The organism is Solwaraspora sp. WMMA2056 (assembly GCF_030345095.1).
Taxonomy (GTDB): Bacteria; Actinomycetota; Actinomycetes; order Mycobacteriales; family Micromonosporaceae; genus Micromonospora_E.
Genome location: NZ_CP128360.1, coordinates 6,680,101 through 6,698,980, shown reverse-complemented (window position 1 = coordinate 6,698,980; position 18,880 = coordinate 6,680,101). Strand labels below are relative to the sequence as shown.

Below are 18,880 nucleotides of genomic sequence, written 5' to 3'. Positions count from 1 at the left end.
CCGACCACTACTGAGCCGGTCGACACCGCATCGGCGGGACGTAGATCTCCGGGATCTCATCCATGATCCGCCGTACGGTCTCGGCAACGTCCAATGTTGTCGTGTCGATGCCGATGTAGCGGTAGTCGGCATCGAGAGCCTCGCGGATGGTCCGATCTTCCGGGATCAAATCGACCCGGTCGCGCCATCGCTGTGTCGTCCGCTTCGCCCGGGTGAGCCGGCGCTGGTCGCGTACGGCTCGGTCGACCAGCAACTCGACCAGGAACACCGCCGTCTGAGGCGGCAGGAGTTGCCGGAACGCGCGATAGTCGTCGTAGTCGCGCAGGAAGCTGCCGGTGAGGACATTGACATAGCCGGCAGCCCAGAAGTTTGTCACCAGGGCTGCGATGTTGCGTCGGAGCAGATCGAAGAACCCGTCGTCCATTGGGCACGGGTTGGTCTGCCCGATGTCCTCGGCGTCGACCCGCGTGCCGTCAGTCGTGCAGGGGAGCAGCGCACGCAGGATCGTCGACTTGCCGGCGCCCTCCTCGCCGGTGACGAGGACGATGTTGTTGACCGCCGTGTCAGCCGGATCCGCTGATCGCTGCATGGCAGGCAGGGACGTCATCGGCGTACGTGGTCGGGGAGCGGCTCGCGGCGGGCCAGCCACTCCGCCGGGATCCCGCCCGGTCCGGAGCCGGTGTACGCGGCCACGACGCCACCGACGATCGCCGCGGTCGTGTCGACGTCACCGCCGGCCTCGACGCAGGCGTGGATCGCCGCCGGGTAGTCGGCGAGCCGGGTAGCGGCGACCCACAACGCGAACGGAACGGTGTCGAAGGCCAGCACCTGCGACCCGTTGCCCAACTCGTACGCCGCCTCGGCGACGCTGACCCCCAGCAACCGTCTGGCCCGGACGATCCCTGCGTGCAGTCGGCCGTCGATCAGGTGGGCCAGCACCACGTCGAGCAGTTCGGCAGGCTCGGGCCGCGACCGGGTCAGCCGGGACCAGCCGGCTTCGGCCGCCGCGACGGCGACCGCCACCGCGCCCAGGACGGCGTCGGGGTGGGCGTGGGTGACCTCCGCCGACCGCCAGGCCTGCAGAGCGGCCGTACGGTTGTCGCCGGCGTGGAAGGCGCCGAGCGGGGCGACCCGCATCGCTGCGCCGTTGCCCATCGATCCCTGGCCGTCGAACGCCGCGCCGGCGGCGTCCCGCCAGGCGACGCCCTGGCGGACCTGGCGCAGCAGGACCACCGCGCCGGCACCGTAGCCCCGGTACGGCTCGAAGTGCTCGGCGAACCGGGCCGCCAGGTGGTCCTGGTCGATGCCGTCGTGCTCGCGCAACTCGGCGACGATCGAGCAGGCCATCTCGGTGTCGTCGGTCCACGGCCACGGCCCGGCCGGCGGAACCCCGTCGAGTAGAGCGGCAAAGCTGGTGCCGGGGACGAAGAACTGGGCGCCGAGGGCATCACCGACGGAAAGCCCGTCAAGACTGTCGGAGCAGAGGTCGAGCGACGTCATGTTGACGCAGACTCTGCCAGTTGCGGCGGCGGCCCGGTAGCCCTGGCTGTCATCCTGCGCCCGTGGCGGGACGTCGACGGTTACCCCAGGTTTCTTTCCCGTACGGCGATGAGCAGCCGGTCGACGGCGGCCCGGTCGGGTTGTTCCGGTAGTGCGGTGCCGGCCGCAGCGTCGTCGAGCTCGGCCAGCAGGTCCGCTGCCCACGCGGTGACCGACGCCCAGGGCAGCTCGCCGCGCCGGAGGTCGAGCAGCCGGTCCCGCAACGGTCCCACGTCGACCAGGACCTGCCCGGTCCGCAGCACGTGCGCACCGGCGGTCAGCAGCCGGATCATGTGCATCGCCTGCTTGTGGTTCGTTTCGCCGGTGCTTTCGCGGCGGGCCGCCACCCGGTCGAGCTGGTCACGGGCGTAGCCGCCGTACGTCTGGGCGAGTCGCGTCGACAGGAACGCCTGCCGGGCCGCCAGCAACTGGTCGCCGTCCTCGCGCAGCGTCTCGATCAGCGGAGACCAGAGCACCTCCAGGACGGTCGGGTTGCCCTGCAGCGCCAGGGTGCAGAAGCGTTCGAACTCCCAGGAGAACTGCTCCGGCGCCGGCCCGTCGAGGTGGGTGGGCGGCTTGTCCAGCTGCCAGAACGCTCGGGTCGGGGCAACGTACACGCCGCGCCGGTCGTAGTCGGAGTCCGGCCCGTGCAGCCCGTACGCCCGGGATCCGACGACGACGGCGAGGACGGTGTGCCGCTCGACAAGCTCGCTCACGCCGGCACGTTACCGGTCACCGGTGCAACTGGAAGTAGAGATAGCGGGTGTCGCCAGGGCCGGGGCGGCTGTGGCCGTCGGGCCGCCAGCCGCGAGCGGCGTAGAAGCGCTGGGCCCGAGCGTTACGCTCCCATGCCTCCAGCACCCCACCGGTCCGACCGGTCCGGTGCAGGTACGCGACGAAGGCGTCGTGCAGCAGCCCGCCGATCCCCCGACCCCAGCAGTCGGGGAGTACGTGGATCTGGTGCAGTTGGCCGACGTGGGCCGCGTCGACGTGACCGACGGCGGCGGGTCCCATCGCTGCGCAGCCGACGACCCGGCTGTCGAGGACAGCGGCGACGGTGAACAGCTCCGGCAAGGTGAGAACCTTCGCCCAGGCGGCACGGCGTTCGGCGTACGCCTCGGGCGACGACAGCGACGGGTCGTCCGGGTCCAGCCCACCGGCCGCCGTGTAGTAGGCGGTGCGGGCCAGCGTGTGCACCTCGGTCAGCTGATCGGCGTCGGCGAGCGTGGCTTCGCGTACGTGGGCCGGTGCCGGCCGTAGCTCGTCATGATCACTTAACGCTCTGCTGGGCGACACGCCGACATTCTCCCAGCAGAGCATCAAGTGATCATGGCGGGGCCGGAGCGCTTCATCGATGTGAGGCTGAGATACCTCACGACGCGCTCGTAGCGTGTTTCAGCCTCACATCGACGCGGCACTGCTGCAGTCAGGCCGCGAGCCACTGGCCGACGGTGGATAAGTCGGCGTCGGTGAGGCCGAGATGCGGGTCGACGCGGTGCAGCAGGGCCTTGCCTGGGTGGTGCGCGGACACCCAGTGTCGGTCCAGGTCGGTGATCTCGTCGTCGAGCCAGACGAAGGCGTGTCCGGCCGCCCAGCTGGTGAGGAACGGCGTCTTCCAGTGCATGCCGCGCGGGGGCTCGTCGTCGGAGTCCGGCCATGCAACGACCGGCAGTTCCGGCAGGCCGAGCAGTGGTGCGACGACCTCGTTCGCCTCGTCAATCCAGGTGGTCGCCCAGACGAGTTGGCAATCGAGTGCCAGCAGCCGGCGGCCGTCCTCCGGATCGACCCGCGCCAGCAGCGGATTGCCGATCGAGTCAAGATGAGCCGCACGGTGGGGCGAAGGTGACCGGCTGGTCGCGCGAGCGGCGAGGGGAATCAGCACTCCGTCGACGTCGAGGAAGACGTACGGGCGGTCGGCGGGCACGGGTGTCGTAGCGGAAGGCGGACCGGTCGGGTCAGCAGCCGGACACTGTGGTGAGGAACGCCGTCCATGCGCCGGTGGGGAAGAGGAGCGTCGGGCCGTGCGGGTCCTTGGAGTCGCGTACGCCGATCGAACCGCCGGCCAGCGTGGCCACCTCGACGCAGTTCGAGCCGCTGGCGCTGCTGCGGCTGCTTTTGCGCCAGTGAGCGCGGGACATGTCTGGTGCGGTCATCCCGCGTCTCCTCTGGCCGGTCGGGTCAGTCGGGAAGCTCCTCTGCCGCCCGAGCCAGGGACCTGCCGGACTCGTCCGGGTCCATGGCCTTGGCGCGGAGGTGGTCGAACATGAGCTTATATCGCGCCACGTGGGCATCCTCCTCCAGCAACAGGGTGTTCGCATCGTTCTCGATGTAGACGATGGATGGGTCGAGGATCGGGTCGGCGTAGCCGAGGATGGTGAACGGGCCGGCCATGGCGGCGTGCGCGCCTGCCCCGAACGGCACGATCTGCAGCTCGATCGACGGCTGGGCGCAGGCAGCAATGAGCCGGGTGAGCTGGGTGCGCATCACCTTCGGACCACCGACGACCCGGCGGATCGCCGCCTCGTCGAGGACGATCCAGAGTCTCGGCGGCATGTCCCGCGACAGCAGCGACTTGCGGGCGAGCCGGGCGGCGACCCGCCGGTCGATCTCGTCCGCGTCGGCGGTGCTGCGGCCGGCGTGGATGATGGCGCGGGCGTACTCCTCGGTCTGCAACAGTCCCGGCACGTACAGACTCTCGAATGCGCTGATCGCGGTGGCCTCCGCCTCGAAGCCGACGTAGTCGTCGGGCAGTACGTCGCCGTACGCGCTCCACCAGCCCTTCTGCCGGGCCTGCTTGGCGAGCGCGGTCAACGACTCGCGGTCCTCATCGGACGCCTCGTAGAGGGCCAGCATTTGCTCGGTGTCCTTGAGCGTTATCCGTGAGTGGCCGTGTTCGAGCCGGATGACCTTGGTGCGGTGCCAGCCCAAGCGGCGGGCGACCTCCTCGGCCGTCAGACCGGCCGAGTCACGGAGCCGACGTAGCTCCCGGCGTAACCGGCGAGCGCGGATCGTCGGGCTCGGAACCTGTGCCACGAGAACACCTCCGGGTGCATCCGGGTCTGGCAGCGGCGATGTGAGTTCGATCGAAGTATGTACTACAGATCTCTCTAACGGAAGTTCGTTGCGACGTTGTATTTTTATGTACGTGGATGCATGCTGAGGGCAGGGATGACGACGTCGCCACTGCCCTGGAGGTGTCCGTGACCGACAACCGTTCAGCACGCTGGACCGACCCGACCCTCGATCCGACGCAGCGCAACCGGGACCTGTTCGCCGTACTCGATCGGGCTGACCTGTCCGAACCGGCGCGGGCCGCCGTCGCGCACGCCCTCGGCACCGGGGTCGGCCCGGCCGGGCACGCCGAAGCACTGGTCAACCGCTACCTCAACGAGCGCGAGCGCCGCCGCCCGGCGGCGCAGGTCAACGGTGGCGGCGACGGTCCGGGTGGGATCGGCAACCTGCCGGACTGGCTGCGGTACGACCGGCGCGGTCGGTACACGCTGCACCTGACATTCGCCGCCGTCGACGTCGACACCGCTCGGGAGCAGGCCGTCGCGTACGCCGAAGGGCTCACCATCCTGTGCCCGGAGTTAGGGGAGCACGCGCCGCTGCTGTCCCGGGCGGAGGCGTGGAACTTCAACGAGCCGCTGTTCTGCGGGGTACGTGGTCCGGACGGTGAGGTGTGCGCAGAGGTCCGCCACCACCCGGGGTTCCACCGGGCGGCCGGGCTCGGCGGACTGGGCTGGGGCGACGGTGACGGCGACGCAGACAGCACTGGCGACGCCCCGTGACCGGCACACCCGCCACACCGCCGTACCCGAGGGTCGCGCCGTGCCGGCACTGCGGCCGGCCGGTGCTGCGCGACAACGACGGCAGGTGGATCCACGCCGACCTGGCGTACGTCTGCCGCGACCGCTGGGGCGGGATCACCGCTACCACCGCCGCACCCGAACCGCCCGCCTGGTACACCGAACAGCACCCTCCCCAGGTGATCCCCTGAGTGGCTACTGGTAGGGGTCGCGGCCCGGCCCGCGTACGGCTGCGGTCGCGGCCTGGGCGATCTCGGCCGCCGCCCCGGCGGGCAGATAGACCCGGGAGGTCGCGTTGCCGCGCGGCGTCAGCAGGCCGGCGCGGGTCAGCGCCTGCACGTCGCGGATGGCCTGATCGCGGCTGAGGCCTTCGTCCTGTTGATACGTGGTCCGCCGTAGCTCGCCGGCGGCGGCGGCGTAGAGCGCCGAGACGACCCGTCCGGGCAGGCCCTGCTGCTCGGTGAGGCGTTCCAAATCCATCCACAGTCGAACTGTCCACTCGGAGCGCCGTTTCACCCGCTGCGCCTGCCGGTGATGCGCCGCCAGCACGAACCGCAGCCAGGGGTGGGCATCGCGATCCGGTTGGAAGCTGCCGTCCTGAGCGGACCGCAGTGCCTCGTAGTACTGGACCGTGTTGATCTGCTCGCCCAGCCACTCCTCGATCGAGGAGAACTCGGCGGCGAGTTCGCCGGTGCGGGCCAGCACCAGGGTGTGCAGGGCGCGGGCCGTACGCCCGTTGCCATCGCGCCAGGGGTGGATGCCGACGAGGTTCAGGTGGGCCATCGCCGCTCGCGCGTACGCCGGCGCGTCGAGGTCGCCGTGGCGGAGCCAGTCGACCAGTTCGCCCATCAGCCCGGGGACCCGTTCCGCGTCCGGGCCGGTGTACACGGGCTCCAGCGGGTCGGCACTGGTTACGAAGATCCCGCCGGTCCGATAACGGCCGGGCCATTTCGCCGGCTGATACTTGGTGATCATGAAGTGCAAGGCCGAGAGCAGAGTCTGCGAGTATTCGAAGAAGTCCAACTCAGGCGTCTGCTGCACGTACGTCATCGCATCGCGGTAGCCGACGACCGCCTGGCGGACCTCGTCGCTGGTCTCCGCCGACATGGGCGCCTGCTCGACAAGTGCTCGGGCGTCCGAACCGCTGATCGTGATGTGCTCGATGGTGTTCGAGCCCTGGATCGCGGCGGCGAACAGGCTCCGCCGCAGTTGACCCGCCCAGCGTGGGGTGGACCGTAGCTGCAGCCGCAGGTCGGCACGCATCTGGTCCAACTCGTGCAGCACCCGCCGGTCGGCGGCGTCGAGCTGCGGCATCGCGTAGAGCATGCCACTATGCTACAAGAGCAGTGGCATCTACGGATCAGGGTAACCAGCCGGGGCGGACCAGGCCGGCCTCGTACGCGAACACGACCAGCTGGGCGCGGTCCCGGGCACCGAGTTTGACCATCGCCCGGGACACGTGCGTCTTCGCCGTCGCCGGGCTGACCACCAGCCGGGCGGCGATCTCGTCGTTGGACAGCCCGGTGCCGACCAACGCCACCACCTCCCGCTCCCGCTCGGTCAGCTCGGCCAACCGCCGGGGTGCGGCCGGAGCGGCGGTACGGGCGGCGAACTGCTCGATCACCCGCCGGGTCACACTCGGCGACAGCAGACCGTCGCCGGCTGCGACCACCCGTACCCCCTGGATCAGCTCGGCCGGCTGCGTGTTCTTCACCAGAAAGCCGGCCGCCCCGGCGCGCAGCGCCTCGCCGACGTACTCGTCCAGCTCGAACGTGGTCAGCACGATGATCCGTACCTCGGACAGTCGCGGGTCGGCTGCGATCTGCCGGGTGGCGGTCAACCCGTCCACCCCGGGCATCCGGATGTCCATCAGGACCACGTCCGGTCGGGTCTGCCCGGCCAACCTGACCGCCTGCGCGCCGTCACCGGCCTCACCGACGACCTCGATGTCTCCCTCGGCGGCCAGCAGCGCCCGGAACCCGGCCCGGACCAGCACCTGATCGTCGACCAGTAGCACCCGGATCACGTCGATGTCTCCTCAGCCCGCGAGTCAGGATCCAGTGGCAGGTGGGCCCGTACCCGCCAGCCGCCGACGCCGTCCGGCGCGGGACCGGCGGTCACCTCGCCGCCCAGCGCTGCGGCCCGCTCCCGCATCCCGGTGATGCCGTTACCCGCCGGGGCAAGAGCCGCCACGGCAGCCGCACCCGGTGCGGCGGCAGCCGACCCTGGCGCACCGCCGCCGTCGTCGTCGATCTGGAGCATCACCGCATCCTGCCGGTATCCGATGGTGACGGTGGCGGCGGCACCCGGACCGGCGTGCCGCCGCACGTTGGTCAACGCCTCCTGCACGATCCGGTACGCCGCTCGGTCCACGGCCGCCGGCAGCGGTCGGGGCGTACCGTCGATCACCGTCCGGGTCGGCACCGCCGCGTCGTCGGTCAGCTCGCCGAGTCGGTCCAGCCCCGGTGCGGGGGCGCGCGGGGCGGCCTGACCGCGCGGGTAGAGCGTGTCGAGCATCGTCCGGACCTCGCGCAACGCCTCCGCGCTGGACTGCGCGATCGCCTCCAACGCCGCGCGGGCCTGTTCCGGGTCGCGGTCCATCAGGTGCAGACCGACCCCGGCCCGTACGTTGATCAGCGACAGATGATGACCGAGTACGTCGTGCAGTTCGGCGGCGATCCGCAGCCGTTGCTCGGTGGCCCGGCGACGCTGCCGCTCCTCGGAGAGCCGGCGTTGCTCCGCGACGCCCTCGCGGACCCGGTCGGCGACGAGGGTGCCGATCTCGGTGACCAGCCCGGCGGCGACGATCAGCGCCAACGCCAGCAGCGCCTGCCGCGGTGTCGCCCCGGTGACCAGCACCCAGATGCCGTACGCCGTCACCGCCGCCGCCCCGACCAGCCAGCGGTGGCCGGCGGCGCGCGCCGCCGACGCGGCGATCATCGGGGCCAGCAGCGTCACCCCGGCCGGCTGGTCCAGCAGGTGGTACGCCAGGGTCGCGGCGACCACGATCAGGAAGTTGCGCCGGGGGGACCGGTGCCGGTCGGCCAGCGCCAGCCCGCTGAACACCAGCAGGGCGTACCCGATGATCGAGACGCCGCCGGACTGCCAACTGGCGGCGATCGCGGTCCCGACCGGCTGCCCGATCGCGGTCAGCACCGCCAGGCCCGGTCCGGGCCGCGACCCCGGCCGGGCCGCCGAGTCGCCCGCGTCGGTGTCGGTGTCGGTGTCGGGGCGTGACCGGGTCATGCGCCGACTGTAAGGCGGTGGGCGCCGACTACGGCAGCCCTGACGGAGGCAGCCCGGCGTACGCCCGGGGGAGTAGTCCGTCGCCGTGCTACCGCGTCGGGCGCAGTCGTGGTGCCGCCGCCGCACCGACGTGCTGCCCCGGCCTTCGCCGACATGCTGTGTCCATCAGCGAATCCAGTGAGGAGATTCAGCGATGAAGGCGATGGTCCAGGACCGGTACGGCTCACCCGACGTGCTGCGGTTGCGCGACGTCGACACCCCGACCCCCGGCGACGACGAGGTGCTGGTCCGGGTGCACGCCAGCTCGGTCAACGCGTACGACTGGCACGCGATGCGCGGCGACCCGTACCTGGCCCGGTTGTCGTTCGGGCTGCGCCGGCCCCGCGCGGCCGTGCGCGGTCAGGACTTCGCCGGCCGGGTCGAGGCGGTCGGCGCTGCGGTGACCCGGTTCCGCCCCGGTGACGAGGTGTACGGCGAGGCCGGCCCCGCCGGCGGCGCGTTCGCCGAGTACCTGTGCGTGGCGGAGCGTCTGGTCGAGGCGAAGCCGGCGAACCTGAGCTTCGCGCAGGCGGCGGCGGTGCCGCTGGCCGCCACCACCGCCCTGGTCTGTCTGGGGGACGCCGCCGAGCTGCGGGCCGGGCAGCACGTCCTGGTCAACGGGGCGTCCGGCGGGGTCGGCACCTTCGCGGTGCAGCTGGCCAAGGCGTACGGCGCGCACGTGACCGCGGTGTGCCGGACCCGCAACGTGGAGCTGGTCCGGTCGCTCGGCGCGGACCACGTCGTCGACTACACCCGGGAGGACTTCACCCGTACTGATGCCGTCCGGGCCGGCCGCCGCTACGACGTGCTGCTCGACCTGGTCGGCAACCGGTCGTTGACCGACTGCCGGCGGGTGCTGACCCGGGCCGGGACGCTGGTGCTGTGCGGCGGCGGAGTGTCGACCGGCGGCAGCCTGCTCGGGCCGTTGGCGCTGTTCATCCGGGCCCGGATCGTGGCCGGCTTCGTCCGTCAGCGCATCGTCGCGCCGATGGCTACGGCGGGCCGGGGGCACCTGGCGACGCTGCGGGACCTGGTCGAGGCGGGTACGGTGACCCCGGTCGTCGACCGGACGTTCCGGCTGAGCGAGGTGCCCGACGCGATCCGATACGTCGAGACCGAACACGCCCGCGCCAAGGTCGTCGTCACCATGTGATCGCCAGGCGGGAAGTGGAGCGGACAGCGCGGATCGACGGTCTGGCATATCCTCCTTGGAGGGTGACGGGGGTAGCGTGTGACGACAAGTCGGATGGGTGAGCTGCTGGCCGAGGCCGACCAGGCCGGGCAGGTCGACGGGCTGCACGCGGTCGTGGTGGTACGTGGTGGACAGCTCCTGTGGGAGCACTACGGCACCGGCGGCGACTTCGCTTGGGGCGACTCACTGGGCGTCGTCGAGTTCGGCCCGACGACGCTGCACGACCTGCGCTCGGTCACCAAGAGCGTGACCGCACTGCTGTACGGCATCGCCCTCGACGAGCGCCTGGTTCCGGACCCGGCGCAGCCGCTGCTGCGGCAGTTTCCCGAGTACCCGGATCTGGCGGCTGACCCGGACCGGGCCGGGCTGACCGTCGCGCACGCGCTGACCATGTCGCTGGGGCTGGACTGGCGCGAGGACCTGCCGTACGACTCGCCGGACAACGGTGAGATCGCCATGGAGCTCGCCCCGGACCGCTACCGGTACGTGCTGGAGCGGCCGGTCGTCGGCCCACCCGGCGAGCGCTGGGCCTACTGCGGCGGCGCCACCGCGCTGCTCGGCAAGCTGATCGCCGACGGCACCGGGCAGGTGTTGGAGGCGTACGGCTGGGCGAAGCTGTTCGCGCCGCTCGGCGTCGAGCAGTTCCACTGGATGGCCGGCGACGACGGGGTGGCCTCGCCCGCGTCCGGGCTGCGGCTGACCCCGCGTGACCTGGCCCGGATCGGCGAGCTGGTGTTGGCCGGCGGGGTCTGGGCCGGCCGTCGACTGGTGCCGGCCAGCTGGATCAGCGAGATGCTCGAGCCGCGTCTGTCGACCGGGTGGTCCGCCGAGTACGGCTACCACTGGTATCTGCAGACCGTCGCCGGTCACCGGACGGCCTCGGCGATGGGCAACGGCGGTCAGCGCCTGATCGTCCTGCCCGACCTGGAGCTCGTCGTCGTCGTGACCGCCGGCAACTACGACGACCCCGATCAGTGGCGCACCCCGGTCGCGGTGCTGGAACAGGTCGTCCTACCCGCGCTCGACCTGGCCTAGCCGGTTGATCTGGGCCTAGCGAGTCGGCCTTGACCGGTCGTTGAGCTGACCTTGCCCAGCCAGTCGAGCTGGGGAGTAACCGACGATCAGCTCACCGAACACTTCTACTTTCTTGACAATTTTTATATTCGGTGGCAGCCTGGGTCGCATGTTGGACGTAGCGGTGATCGAGGACCCGGCGGCGGCCGAGGTTTCGCTCGACCCGATCCGGGCCCGGATCCTCGCCGAGCTGGCCGAGCCTGCTTCGGCGACCATGCTCGCCGCCCGGATCGGCCTGCCCCGGCAGAAGGTCAACTACCACCTGAAAGCGTTGGAACAGCACGGCCTGGTCGAGTTGGTCGAGCGGCGGCGCAAGGGCAACGTCACCGAGCGGATCATGCGGGCCACCGCCAGTGCGTACGTGATCTCACCGGCCGCGCTCGCCGCCGTCGCGCCGGACCCGGCCCTGGCCCCCGACCGGCTCTCCGCCCGCTGGTTGCTCGCCGTCGCCGCCCGGCTGGTCCGCGACGTCGGCGCGCTGATCACCGGCGCGGAGCGGGCGAACAAGCGGGTCGCGACCTTCGCCGTCGACGGCGAGATCCGCTTCGCCTCGGCCGCCGACCGGGCCGCCTTCGCCGAGGAGTTGGCCAACACGGTCACCGCCCTGGTCGCCAGATACCACGATGAAACGGTCCCCGGTGGCCGGTCGCACCGCCTCGTCGTCGCCCTGCACCCGAGCGCCGAGACGCCGAGCACCGGAACCGCACAGGAAGGTTGAGTCCGCGATGGGACACGAATTCGAGCTACGCAAGGAAATCGAGCTGCCGGCAACGCCGGAGCAGGTGTGGGACGCCATCGCCACCGGCCCCGGACTCGACTCCTGGTTCATGGGCCGCAGCGAGATCGAGCCCCGGGAGGGCGGCACGGCGCGTCTCACCATCGCCGGGCACACCGACGAGGCCACCATCGTCGGCTGGGAACCAGGCAAGCGGTTCGCCGACCGTACCGCTACCGCCGACGACGGCTCGTTCATGGCCACCGAATACCTCATCGAAGGCCGCGACCAGGGCAGCACTGTGCTGCGGATGGTGCAGAGCGGCGTACTCGGCGACAACTGGGAGACCGAGTACGAGGCGATGACGGTCGGCTGGGACCTCTACCTGGGCACCCTCGCCGCGTACCTGCGGTATTTTCCGGGCCGCACGGCGATCCCGGTGACCGTGCTGCGGCCCGGTGCCGGCGACGCGGACCGGGTGTGGCCGGCGGTCGCCGCCTCGCTGGGCGTGACCCACCCGCTCACCGAAGGTGCGCCGGTGCGCCTCGCCGTACCCGGCACGGCACCGATCGACGGCGTCGTCGACCTGAGTACGCCGTCGATGTTCCTCGGCGTACGCACCGCCGGTGGGCTCTACCGCTTCGTCCACTCCGGACGCGAGCGCGGCAACGCGCTGTTCCTCAGCCACCACGTCTTCGACCCCGACGCCGAACCCGTCCACACCGAGCAGTCCTGGCAGCGATGGCTGGACCAGCTGCCGACCTCGTGACCGCCACCAGCCATCCGAAAGGTCGTCATCCGATGCGCAGACTCATCGTCAACACGTTCCTCACCCTCGACGGGGTGATGCAGGCACCCGGTGGCCCCGGCGAAGACGACGACGGCGGATTCCGTCACGGCGGCTGGTCGGTGAACTACTGGGACGAGCTGATGGGCCAGACCATGGGCGAAACCATGGGTACGCCGTTCGACCTGGTCCTCGGCCGCCGCACGTACGACATCTTCGCCGCCCACTGGCCGAGTGCCCCGGAAGAGGACGCCAAGCCGCTCAACGACGCCACCAAATACGTTGCCTCCCGTGGCCGGCCTGCCCTGCGGTGGCGCAACTCGACGCTGATCGACGGCGACGTGGCCGAGGGTGTCGGCGCGCTCAAACGCACCGACGGCCCCGAGTTGCAGGTGCACGGCAGCGCCGACCTGCTGCAGACCCTGATCCGGCACGGCCTGGTCGACGAGTTCCGGATCTGGACCTTCCCGGTCGTCGTCGGTGCCGGCAAGCGGCTGTTCGGCGACGGCACCGCACCGGCGGCGTTGCGGCTGGTCGGCAGTTCGGTATCCAGCACCGGCGTGCTGATGTGCACCTACCAGCCGGCTGGCGAGATCGAGACCGGCTCCTTCGCCTTGGACTGACCCGTGGTCTCTTGATCCACTGCGCTCCATCGACGCGACACGCCGCAGCACCGTCCGATGGCGCGCATCCGATCCCGGCGTCGCCCGCACTCAACGACTGACCATGCGTCCCGGCCGGGTCTGGACGTCGGCGAAGAGCTCCCGCAGCTGCGGCACCGGCTTGAAGGTGCCGTCGGCCGGGTCGAGCAGGGTGGCGACGAAGACGTTCACGCTACCCGGGATGCGGCCGGGGCGCGGGTAGCTGCGGGTGGCGGTGGCGTGGTGGTCGTCCGGCGACAGCGAGTTGATCAGGTCACCACCCGAAGGATTACCGCCGGTCGGAATCGGGAAAAGTGCCGACATGATGCAGCCAGCGGCACCTGAGACGTACCCGCCGATAGACCCTGACGCGCCGGTGCCGGACGACCCGGGGGAGCTGTCCCCGGACACCCCGGACACACTGCCCCCGGCTCCGGTCGAGCCGGAGCCGATCCCGGAGACGCCGATCTACGACGACCCGGACGGCCCCGGACCGATTCCCGAGCCGGCCTGACCCGACGGGCTGACCGACGGACGGATGGTCAGCTGCCCTTCGGATGCCAGACGGTCTTGGTCTCCAGGAACGTGGTCATCCGTCGGGTACCCGGATCGGCCAGCCAGTCGACCGGACCGGCCGCCGGGCGTAGCAACCGCTTGAGGTTGCCGGCGGCGGCCTGCTCCAACTCGACGGCCAACTCCGGATCCGCCACGCCGGTCAGGTCCAGCGCGTCGACGTCCAGGTGCCCGGCCAGCCACGGGGCGGTCTCGGCGACCGCGCCGGTCAGGATGTTGACCACCCCGCCGGGCAGGTCGCTGGTGGCCAGCACCTCGGCCAGGGTAACCGCCGCCAACGGCCGGGTCGGCGAGGCCAGCACCACTGCGGTGTTGCCGCTGACGATCACCGCAGCGACGACGCTGACCAGGCCGAGCAGCGACGGTTCGGCCGGCGCGACGACGCCGACCACCCCGGTCGGCTCCGGCGCCGACAGGTTGAAGTACGGCCCGGCGACCGGGTTCGCGCCGCCGTACACCTGGGGAAGTTTGTCGGACCAGCCGGCGTACCAGACCCAGCGGTCGATCGCCTCGTCGACCTCGTCGGCCGGCTCGCCGAGCGCGACGAACTGCTCGCGGCGGCCCTCCAGCATCTCGGCGACCCGGTAGAGGATCTGACCCCGGTTGTACGCGGTCGCACCCGACCAGCCCTTGACCGCCGCGCGGGCGGCGACGACGGCGTCCCGGGCGTCCTTGCGGGAGGCGAGCGCCACGTTGGAGTCCTGCACCTGGTACGTCCGTCCCGACTCGCTGCGCGGGAACTTCCCGCCGATGAACAGCTTGTACGTCTTGCGTACGGCCACCCGGGTGGCGACGCCGCCACTGTCAGACATCGAGGTACGCCTCCAGCCCGTGCCGGCCGCCCTCACGGCCGTAGCCCGACTCCTGGTAGCCGCCGAACGGCGACGTCGGGTCGAACTTGTTGAACGTGTTCGCCCACACCACCCCGGCGCGCAGCCGGTCGGCGGCCCACAGCACCCGGGAACCCTTCTCCGACCAGATCCCGGCCGACAACCCGTACGGCGTGTTGTTGGCCTTGGCGATGGCCTCGTCCGGGGTGCGGAAGGTCAGCACGGACAGCACCGGGCCGAAGATCTCCTCGCGGGCGATCCGGTGCGCCTGGCTGACCCCGGTGAACAGGGTCGGTGCGAACCAGAAGCCCTGCTCGGGCAGCTCGCACGGCGGCGACCAGGCCTGCGCGCCCTCGTTGCTGCCGGCGGCGGCCAGGGTACGGATCCGGTCCAGCTGGGCAGCCGAGTTGATCGCCCCGACGTCGGTGTTCTTGTCCAGCGGGTCACCGACGCGCAGCCGGGCCATCCGCCGCTTCAACGACTCCAGCAGCGGCTCGGCGATCGACTCCTGGACCAGCAGCCGCGATCCGGCGCAGCAGACGTGGCCCTGGTTGAAGAAGATGCCGTCGACGATGCCTTCGACGGCCTGGTCGATCGGCGCGTCGTCGAAGACGATGTTGGCGGCCTTGCCGCCCAGCTCCAGGGTCAGCTTCTTACGGCTGCCGGCGACCGCGCGGGCGATCTGCCGGCCGACGTCGGTGGAGCCGGTGAAGGCGACCTTGTCGACGTCGGCGTGGCCGACCACGGCCTGCCCGGTGGCACCGGCCCCGGTGACGATGTTGACGACGCCGGGCGGCAGATCGGCCTGCTGGCAGATCTCGGCGAACAGCAGCGCGGTCAGCGGGGTCGTCTCGGCCGGTTTGAGCACCACCGTGTTGCCGGCCGCCAGCGCCGGGGCGATCTTCCAGGCCAGCATCAGCAGCGGGAAGTTCCACGGGATGACCTGCCCGGCGACGCCGAGCGGGCGCGGGTCCGGGCCGAAACCGGCGTACGGCAGCTTGTCGGCCCAGCCGGCGTAGTAGAAGAAGTGCGCCGACGCCAACGGCACGTCGACGTCGCGGGACTCGCGGATCGGTTTGCCGTTGTCCAGTGACTCGAGTACGGCCAGTTCGCGGCCGCGTTCGGCGAGGATGCGGGCGATCCGGAACAGGTACTTGGCCCGGTCGCGGCCGGGCATCGGACCCCAGACCCGCTGGTACGCGGCCCGCGCGGCGGCCACCGCCCGGTCCACGTCGCCGGTGCCGGCCTCGGCGACCTCGGTCAGGACCTCCTCGGTGGCCGGGTTGACGCTCTTGAACGCGCCACCGTCGACCGGGTCGACGAACTCACCGTCGATGAACAGGCCGTACGAGTCGCGCAGGGTGACGATCGAGCGGGACTCGGGTGCGGGTGCGTAGTCGAACACGCTCATCAGTCCAGGGTGACGTAGTTGGGACCGGAGTAGACCCCGGTGGTGAGCTTCGAACGCTGCATCAGCAGGTCGTTGAGCAGGGTGGAGGCGCCGAACCGGAACAGGTCCGGGGTGAGCCAGTCCGCGCCGACGGTCTCGTTGACCATGACCAGGTACCTGATCGCGTCCTTGGTGGTCCGGATCCCGCCGGCCGGCTTGACCCCGATGCGCCGGCCGGTGACGGTGTGGAAGTCCCGGACCGCCTCCAGCATGATCAACGTGACCGGCAGGGTCGCGGCGACCGGCACCTTGCCGGTGGAGGTCTTGATGAAGTCGCCGCCGGCCAGCATCGCCAGCCAGGAGGCGCGGCGTACGTTGTCGTAGGTGGCCAGCTCCCCGGTCTCCAGGATGACCTTGAGGTGGGCGTCGCCGCAGGCCTGCTTGACCGCGACGATCTCGGCGTACACCTCGTGGTAGCGGCCGGCCAGGAACGCCCCCCGGTTGATCACCATGTCGATCTCGTCGGCACCGGCCTCGACGGCGGCGGCGGTGTCGGCCAGCTTGACCGCCAGCGGCGCCTGCCCCGACGGAAACGCGGTGGCCACGCTGGCCAGGTGGATGCCGGAGCCGGCGAGCGCGGCGGCGGCGGTCGGCACCATCGACGGGTAGACACAGACCGCGGCGACCGACGGGCAGCCCGGGTCGGTCGGGTCGGGGCGGCGGGCCTTGGCGCACAGCGCCCGGACCTTGCCCGGGGTGTCGGCGCCTTCGAGGGTGGTCAGGTCGACCATCCGGATCGCCAGGTCGATCGCCCGCGCCTTGGCGGTGGTCTTGACCGACCGGGTGCCGAGCATCGCGGCCCGCTGCTGTGCCCCGATCTGGTCGACGCCGGGCAGGCCGTGCAGGAACGCGCGCAGGGTCGCCGCGCTGCGCCCCACATCAACCAGGTCGTGGCCGGTCGGTGCAGGTGTGGTCACCGCTGTCATGTCCGCGAGTCTACGTCGTCGACAAGTTGACGATCTTGGTCGTCGGCTGATCGGACGAGCAGACTTAAGGGCCCCGTTGGCCTACCGTTACATCATGTTGAACACGGTGGCCCACCGTCCCTGACGTGCGAGCAGTGCACTTCACCGACACGTACCTGCCCCGCCGCGACGGGGTGGTCACCTCGTTGCGGACCCTGGCGGCGGCGCTGACCGACGCGGGCCACCCCGGGCTGATCGTGGTGCCCCGGCACCCCGACCAGCCGGCCGAGCCGGACGTGCTGCGGCTGCGGGCGCTGCCCTGCGGCGTCGCCGACCTGCGCCTGTCCCCGTGGCTGCTGCGCGGTGCCGCCGCCACCGGCACCATCGCCGAGATCGCCGCCGTCGGCCCGGACGTCGTGCACGTACACACCCCGGGCCCGGTCGGGCTGCTCGGCGTCCTCACCGCCCGCCGGCTCGGTCTGCCGCTGGTCCAGACGTACCACACCGACCTGCACGCCTACGCCGACGCGTACCGGGTGCCGGCGCGGGCGCTCAGCGCCGGCGTCCGGCTCTACGCCCGCCGGCTCGGCGTACCGCGCCCGGCGGCGGCACCCGCCGGGCACACCCGGGACCACCGCCCGATGGCCAGCGGCGCGGTCGCCCGCCGTCGGGCCGCCATGGACGCCACCAACACGCTGCTGCTCGGCGGGGCCGACGCGGTCGTCGTGCCGACCCGGGCAGTGCTGGACCGCATCCACCTGCCGGTGCCGGCCGACCGGGTGCACCTGGTACCCACCGGGGTCGCCCCCCGGCGGACCACCGCCCGCGAGATCAACGCCTTCCGGTACGGCCACGGCATCGCCCCCAGCGACCGGGTGGTCCTCTACGTCGGGCGGATCAACCGGGAGAAGGGCATCGACCTGCTGATCGCCGCGTTCGAGCGGATCCTGGCCGGTTGCCCGACGGCCCGGCTGGTGCTGGTCGGCGCGCTGTACGAGCCCCGCTGGCTGGCCGGGCTGCTGCGGGCGCTGCCGCCCCGGGTGGCCGCCCGGATCGTGCTGACCGGGCAGCAGGCACCGGAGGTGGTGGCCGCCGCGTACGGCGCTGCCGAGGTGTTCGCGTTTGCGTCGCAGACCGACACCCAGGCACTCGTCCTGCAGGAGGCCGGGCTGGCCGGCGTACCGGTGGTGCTGGTCGACCGGGCGCTGCACGCGCACGGTGCGCTGGCCGGCTCCGCCCTGCGCACCGACGCCGAACCCGGTGCGCTCGCCGGCGGCGTGCTGCGGCTGCTGCTCGACCCGGAAACGGCCCGTCGGCAGGCCGTCGCGGCGGCCTGCCGCTGCGCCGAACACACCCCGGCCCGGTACGCCGACGCCATCCGTGAGGTGTATGCGTCCGCCGCCGGGTTGACGAGTAGGTTCAACGACCGTGGACGTACTCGTCGTTGACCATCCCCTTGCCCAGTCCCGGCTGACCGCGATGCGCGATGTCCGGACCGATTCGGCGGCGTTCCGCGCCGCGCTGCACGAACTCACCACGATGCTGGTGTACGAGGCGGCCCGCTCGTTCCCGGTGGAGTCCTACCCGGTGACCACGCCGGTGGCACCGACCGACGGGACCCGGCTGGCCAACCCGCCGCTGCTGGTGCCGGTGCTGCGTGCCGGCCTGGGCATGGCCGACTCGGCGTTGGCGCTGCTGCCGGAGTCGTCGATGGGCTTCGTCGGCCTGGCCCGGGACGAGGAGACCTACGAGCCCCGGGCCTACCTGGAGTCGCTGCCGGCCGACCTGGCCGGCATCCCGGTGCTGGTGCTCGACCCGATGCTGGCCACCGGCGGTTCGTTGGAGCACTGCTGCCGACTGCTGGTCGACCGGGGGGCCACCGAGATCACCGTGCTGTGCGTGCTCGCCGCGCCGGCCGGCATCGACCGGCTGGACCGCTCCGGCCTGCCGTTGCGGCTGGTCACCGCGTCGATCGACGAGCGGCTCAACGACAAGATGTTCATCGTGCCGGGGCTCGGTGACGCCGGTGACCGGCAGTTCGGCGGGATGCCGCGCTTCTGAGGCGGACTTTCCAGGTCGG

Annotated in this window: 24 protein-coding genes; 10 read left to right on the top strand and 14 right to left on the bottom strand. The window is 71.4% G+C overall.

What is annotated here, in order from left to right; all coding sequences use genetic code 11:
* Nucleotides 1-7: 7 nt before the first annotated feature.
* The 7 genes from O7608_RS30410 to O7608_RS30380 form a co-directional block, all read right to left on the bottom strand.
* Nucleotides 8-589, bottom strand: a complete 582-nt coding sequence (locus tag O7608_RS30410) for a hypothetical protein (protein WP_289207814.1) — start codon at nt 587-589, stop codon at nt 8-10.
* Nucleotides 590-603: 14 nt separating this feature from the next.
* Nucleotides 604-1,500: an ADP-ribosylglycohydrolase family protein gene (locus tag O7608_RS30405; protein WP_289207813.1), complete on the bottom strand. Its 897-nt coding sequence runs from the start codon at nt 1,498-1,500 to the stop codon at nt 604-606.
* Between the two features lie 80 nt (nt 1,501-1,580).
* Nucleotides 1,581-2,255, bottom strand: a complete 675-nt coding sequence (locus O7608_RS30400) for a nucleotidyltransferase domain-containing protein (RefSeq protein WP_289207812.1) — start codon at nt 2,253-2,255, stop codon at nt 1,581-1,583.
* A 16-nt stretch (nt 2,256-2,271) separates the two neighbouring features.
* Nucleotides 2,272-2,835 (bottom strand): GNAT family N-acetyltransferase, encoded by a 564-nt coding sequence (locus O7608_RS30395; protein ID WP_289207811.1) that lies wholly within the window; start codon nt 2,833-2,835, stop codon nt 2,272-2,274.
* 130 nt (nt 2,836-2,965) lie between these two features.
* Nucleotides 2,966-3,463 carry an HAD domain-containing protein gene (locus tag O7608_RS30390; RefSeq protein WP_281553279.1) on the bottom strand — a complete coding sequence of 166 codons (498 nt, stop codon included), beginning with the start codon at nt 3,461-3,463 and terminating at the stop codon, nt 2,966-2,968.
* Nucleotides 3,464-3,494: 31 nt separating this feature from the next.
* Nucleotides 3,495-3,692 (bottom strand): DUF397 domain-containing protein, encoded by a 198-nt coding sequence (locus tag O7608_RS30385; protein ID WP_281553280.1) that lies wholly within the window; start codon nt 3,690-3,692, stop codon nt 3,495-3,497.
* Between the two features lie 25 nt (nt 3,693-3,717).
* Complete coding sequence (locus tag O7608_RS30380; protein ID WP_289207810.1) at nt 3,718-4,572, bottom strand: helix-turn-helix domain-containing protein; 855 nt, start codon at nt 4,570-4,572, stop codon at nt 3,718-3,720.
* Between the two features lie 167 nt (nt 4,573-4,739).
* On the opposite strand from O7608_RS30380, the gene O7608_RS30375 reads away from it, so the two are divergent.
* Entirely contained in the window at nt 4,740-5,330 is a 591-nt protein-coding gene (locus O7608_RS30375; protein WP_289207809.1) for a hypothetical protein, read from the top strand.
* Nucleotides 5,327-5,539 (top strand): hypothetical protein, encoded by a 213-nt coding sequence (locus tag O7608_RS30370; protein WP_289207808.1) that lies wholly within the window; start codon nt 5,327-5,329, stop codon nt 5,537-5,539. The genes O7608_RS30375 and O7608_RS30370 overlap by 4 nt, the downstream gene beginning before the upstream one ends.
* 4 nt (nt 5,540-5,543) lie before the next feature.
* Here the strand turns inward: O7608_RS30370 and O7608_RS30365 are convergent, their stop codons facing one another.
* The 3 genes from O7608_RS30365 to O7608_RS30355 are packed head-to-tail and all read right to left on the bottom strand — an operon-like array spanning nt 5,544 to nt 8,594.
* Nucleotides 5,544-6,674, bottom strand: coding sequence for a Fic family protein (locus O7608_RS30365; protein WP_281553284.1), 1,131 nt, complete (start codon nt 6,672-6,674; stop codon nt 5,544-5,546).
* A 34-nt stretch (nt 6,675-6,708) separates the two neighbouring features.
* A complete protein-coding gene (locus O7608_RS30360; protein WP_289207807.1) occupies nt 6,709-7,374 on the bottom strand; it encodes a response regulator transcription factor in 666 nt (221 codons plus the stop codon).
* Complete coding sequence (locus O7608_RS30355; protein WP_289207806.1) at nt 7,371-8,594, bottom strand: sensor histidine kinase; 1,224 nt, start codon at nt 8,592-8,594, stop codon at nt 7,371-7,373. Before O7608_RS30355 ends, O7608_RS30360 begins: the two co-directional genes overlap by 4 nt.
* Before the next feature lie 193 nt (nt 8,595-8,787).
* On the opposite strand from O7608_RS30355, the gene O7608_RS30350 reads away from it, so the two are divergent.
* The 5 genes from O7608_RS30350 (at nt 8,788) to O7608_RS30330 (ending at nt 13,024) form a co-directional block, all read left to right on the top strand.
* Entirely contained in the window at nt 8,788-9,786 is a 999-nt protein-coding gene (locus O7608_RS30350) for an NAD(P)-dependent alcohol dehydrogenase (protein WP_289207805.1), read from the top strand.
* A gap of 93 nt (nt 9,787-9,879) precedes the next feature.
* The gene (locus O7608_RS30345) at nt 9,880-10,860 is read left to right on the top strand and encodes a serine hydrolase domain-containing protein (RefSeq protein WP_289207804.1); all 981 of its coding nucleotides are present in this window, start codon (nt 9,880-9,882) and stop codon (nt 10,858-10,860) included.
* Nucleotides 10,861-11,008: 148 nt separating this feature from the next.
* Nucleotides 11,009-11,617 (top strand): ArsR/SmtB family transcription factor, encoded by a 609-nt coding sequence (locus O7608_RS30340; protein ID WP_289207803.1) that lies wholly within the window; start codon nt 11,009-11,011, stop codon nt 11,615-11,617.
* A gap of 7 nt (nt 11,618-11,624) precedes the next feature.
* The gene (locus O7608_RS30335; protein WP_289207802.1) at nt 11,625-12,383 is read left to right on the top strand and encodes an SRPBCC family protein; all 759 of its coding nucleotides are present in this window, start codon (nt 11,625-11,627) and stop codon (nt 12,381-12,383) included.
* A gap of 32 nt (nt 12,384-12,415) precedes the next feature.
* Nucleotides 12,416-13,024: a dihydrofolate reductase family protein gene (locus O7608_RS30330; protein WP_289207801.1), complete on the top strand. Its 609-nt coding sequence runs from the start codon at nt 12,416-12,418 to the stop codon at nt 13,022-13,024.
* A gap of 90 nt (nt 13,025-13,114) precedes the next feature.
* Here the strand turns inward: O7608_RS30330 and O7608_RS30325 are convergent, their stop codons facing one another.
* Entirely contained in the window at nt 13,115-13,366 is a 252-nt protein-coding gene (locus tag O7608_RS30325) for a rhodanese-like domain-containing protein (protein WP_289207800.1), read from the bottom strand.
* Between O7608_RS30325 and O7608_RS30320 the strand changes: the two genes are divergently transcribed.
* Complete coding sequence (locus O7608_RS30320; RefSeq protein ID WP_289207799.1) at nt 13,365-13,556, top strand: hypothetical protein; 192 nt, start codon at nt 13,365-13,367, stop codon at nt 13,554-13,556. The genes O7608_RS30325 and O7608_RS30320 overlap by 2 nt on opposite strands.
* 28 nt (nt 13,557-13,584) lie before the next feature.
* On the opposite strand, the gene O7608_RS30315 is transcribed toward O7608_RS30320, so the two are convergent.
* The 3 genes from O7608_RS30315 to deoC are packed head-to-tail and all read right to left on the bottom strand — an operon-like array spanning nt 13,585 to nt 16,821.
* Nucleotides 13,585-14,427 carry an aldehyde dehydrogenase family protein gene (locus O7608_RS30315; RefSeq protein ID WP_289207798.1) on the bottom strand — a complete coding sequence of 281 codons (843 nt, stop codon included), beginning with the start codon at nt 14,425-14,427 and terminating at the stop codon, nt 13,585-13,587.
* The gene (locus O7608_RS30310; protein WP_289211101.1) at nt 14,420-15,850 is read right to left on the bottom strand and encodes an aldehyde dehydrogenase family protein; all 1,431 of its coding nucleotides are present in this window, start codon (nt 15,848-15,850) and stop codon (nt 14,420-14,422) included. The genes O7608_RS30315 and O7608_RS30310 overlap by 8 nt, the downstream gene beginning before the upstream one ends.
* 5 nt (nt 15,851-15,855) lie before the next feature.
* Entirely contained in the window at nt 15,856-16,821 is a 966-nt protein-coding gene (gene deoC / locus O7608_RS30305) for a deoxyribose-phosphate aldolase (protein WP_289207797.1), read from the bottom strand.
* A 125-nt stretch (nt 16,822-16,946) separates the two neighbouring features.
* Between deoC and O7608_RS30300 the strand changes: the two genes are divergently transcribed.
* Together O7608_RS30300 and upp are read left to right on the top strand one after the other, a co-directional pair.
* Nucleotides 16,947-18,248 carry a glycosyltransferase gene (locus O7608_RS30300; protein ID WP_289207796.1) on the top strand — a complete coding sequence of 434 codons (1,302 nt, stop codon included), beginning with the start codon at nt 16,947-16,949 and terminating at the stop codon, nt 18,246-18,248.
* Nucleotides 18,229-18,861, top strand: coding sequence for a uracil phosphoribosyltransferase (upp, locus tag O7608_RS30295; protein ID WP_282225603.1), 633 nt, complete (start codon nt 18,229-18,231; stop codon nt 18,859-18,861). Before O7608_RS30300 ends, upp begins: the two co-directional genes overlap by 20 nt.
* The last annotated feature ends 19 nt before the right edge of the window (nt 18,862-18,880 follow it).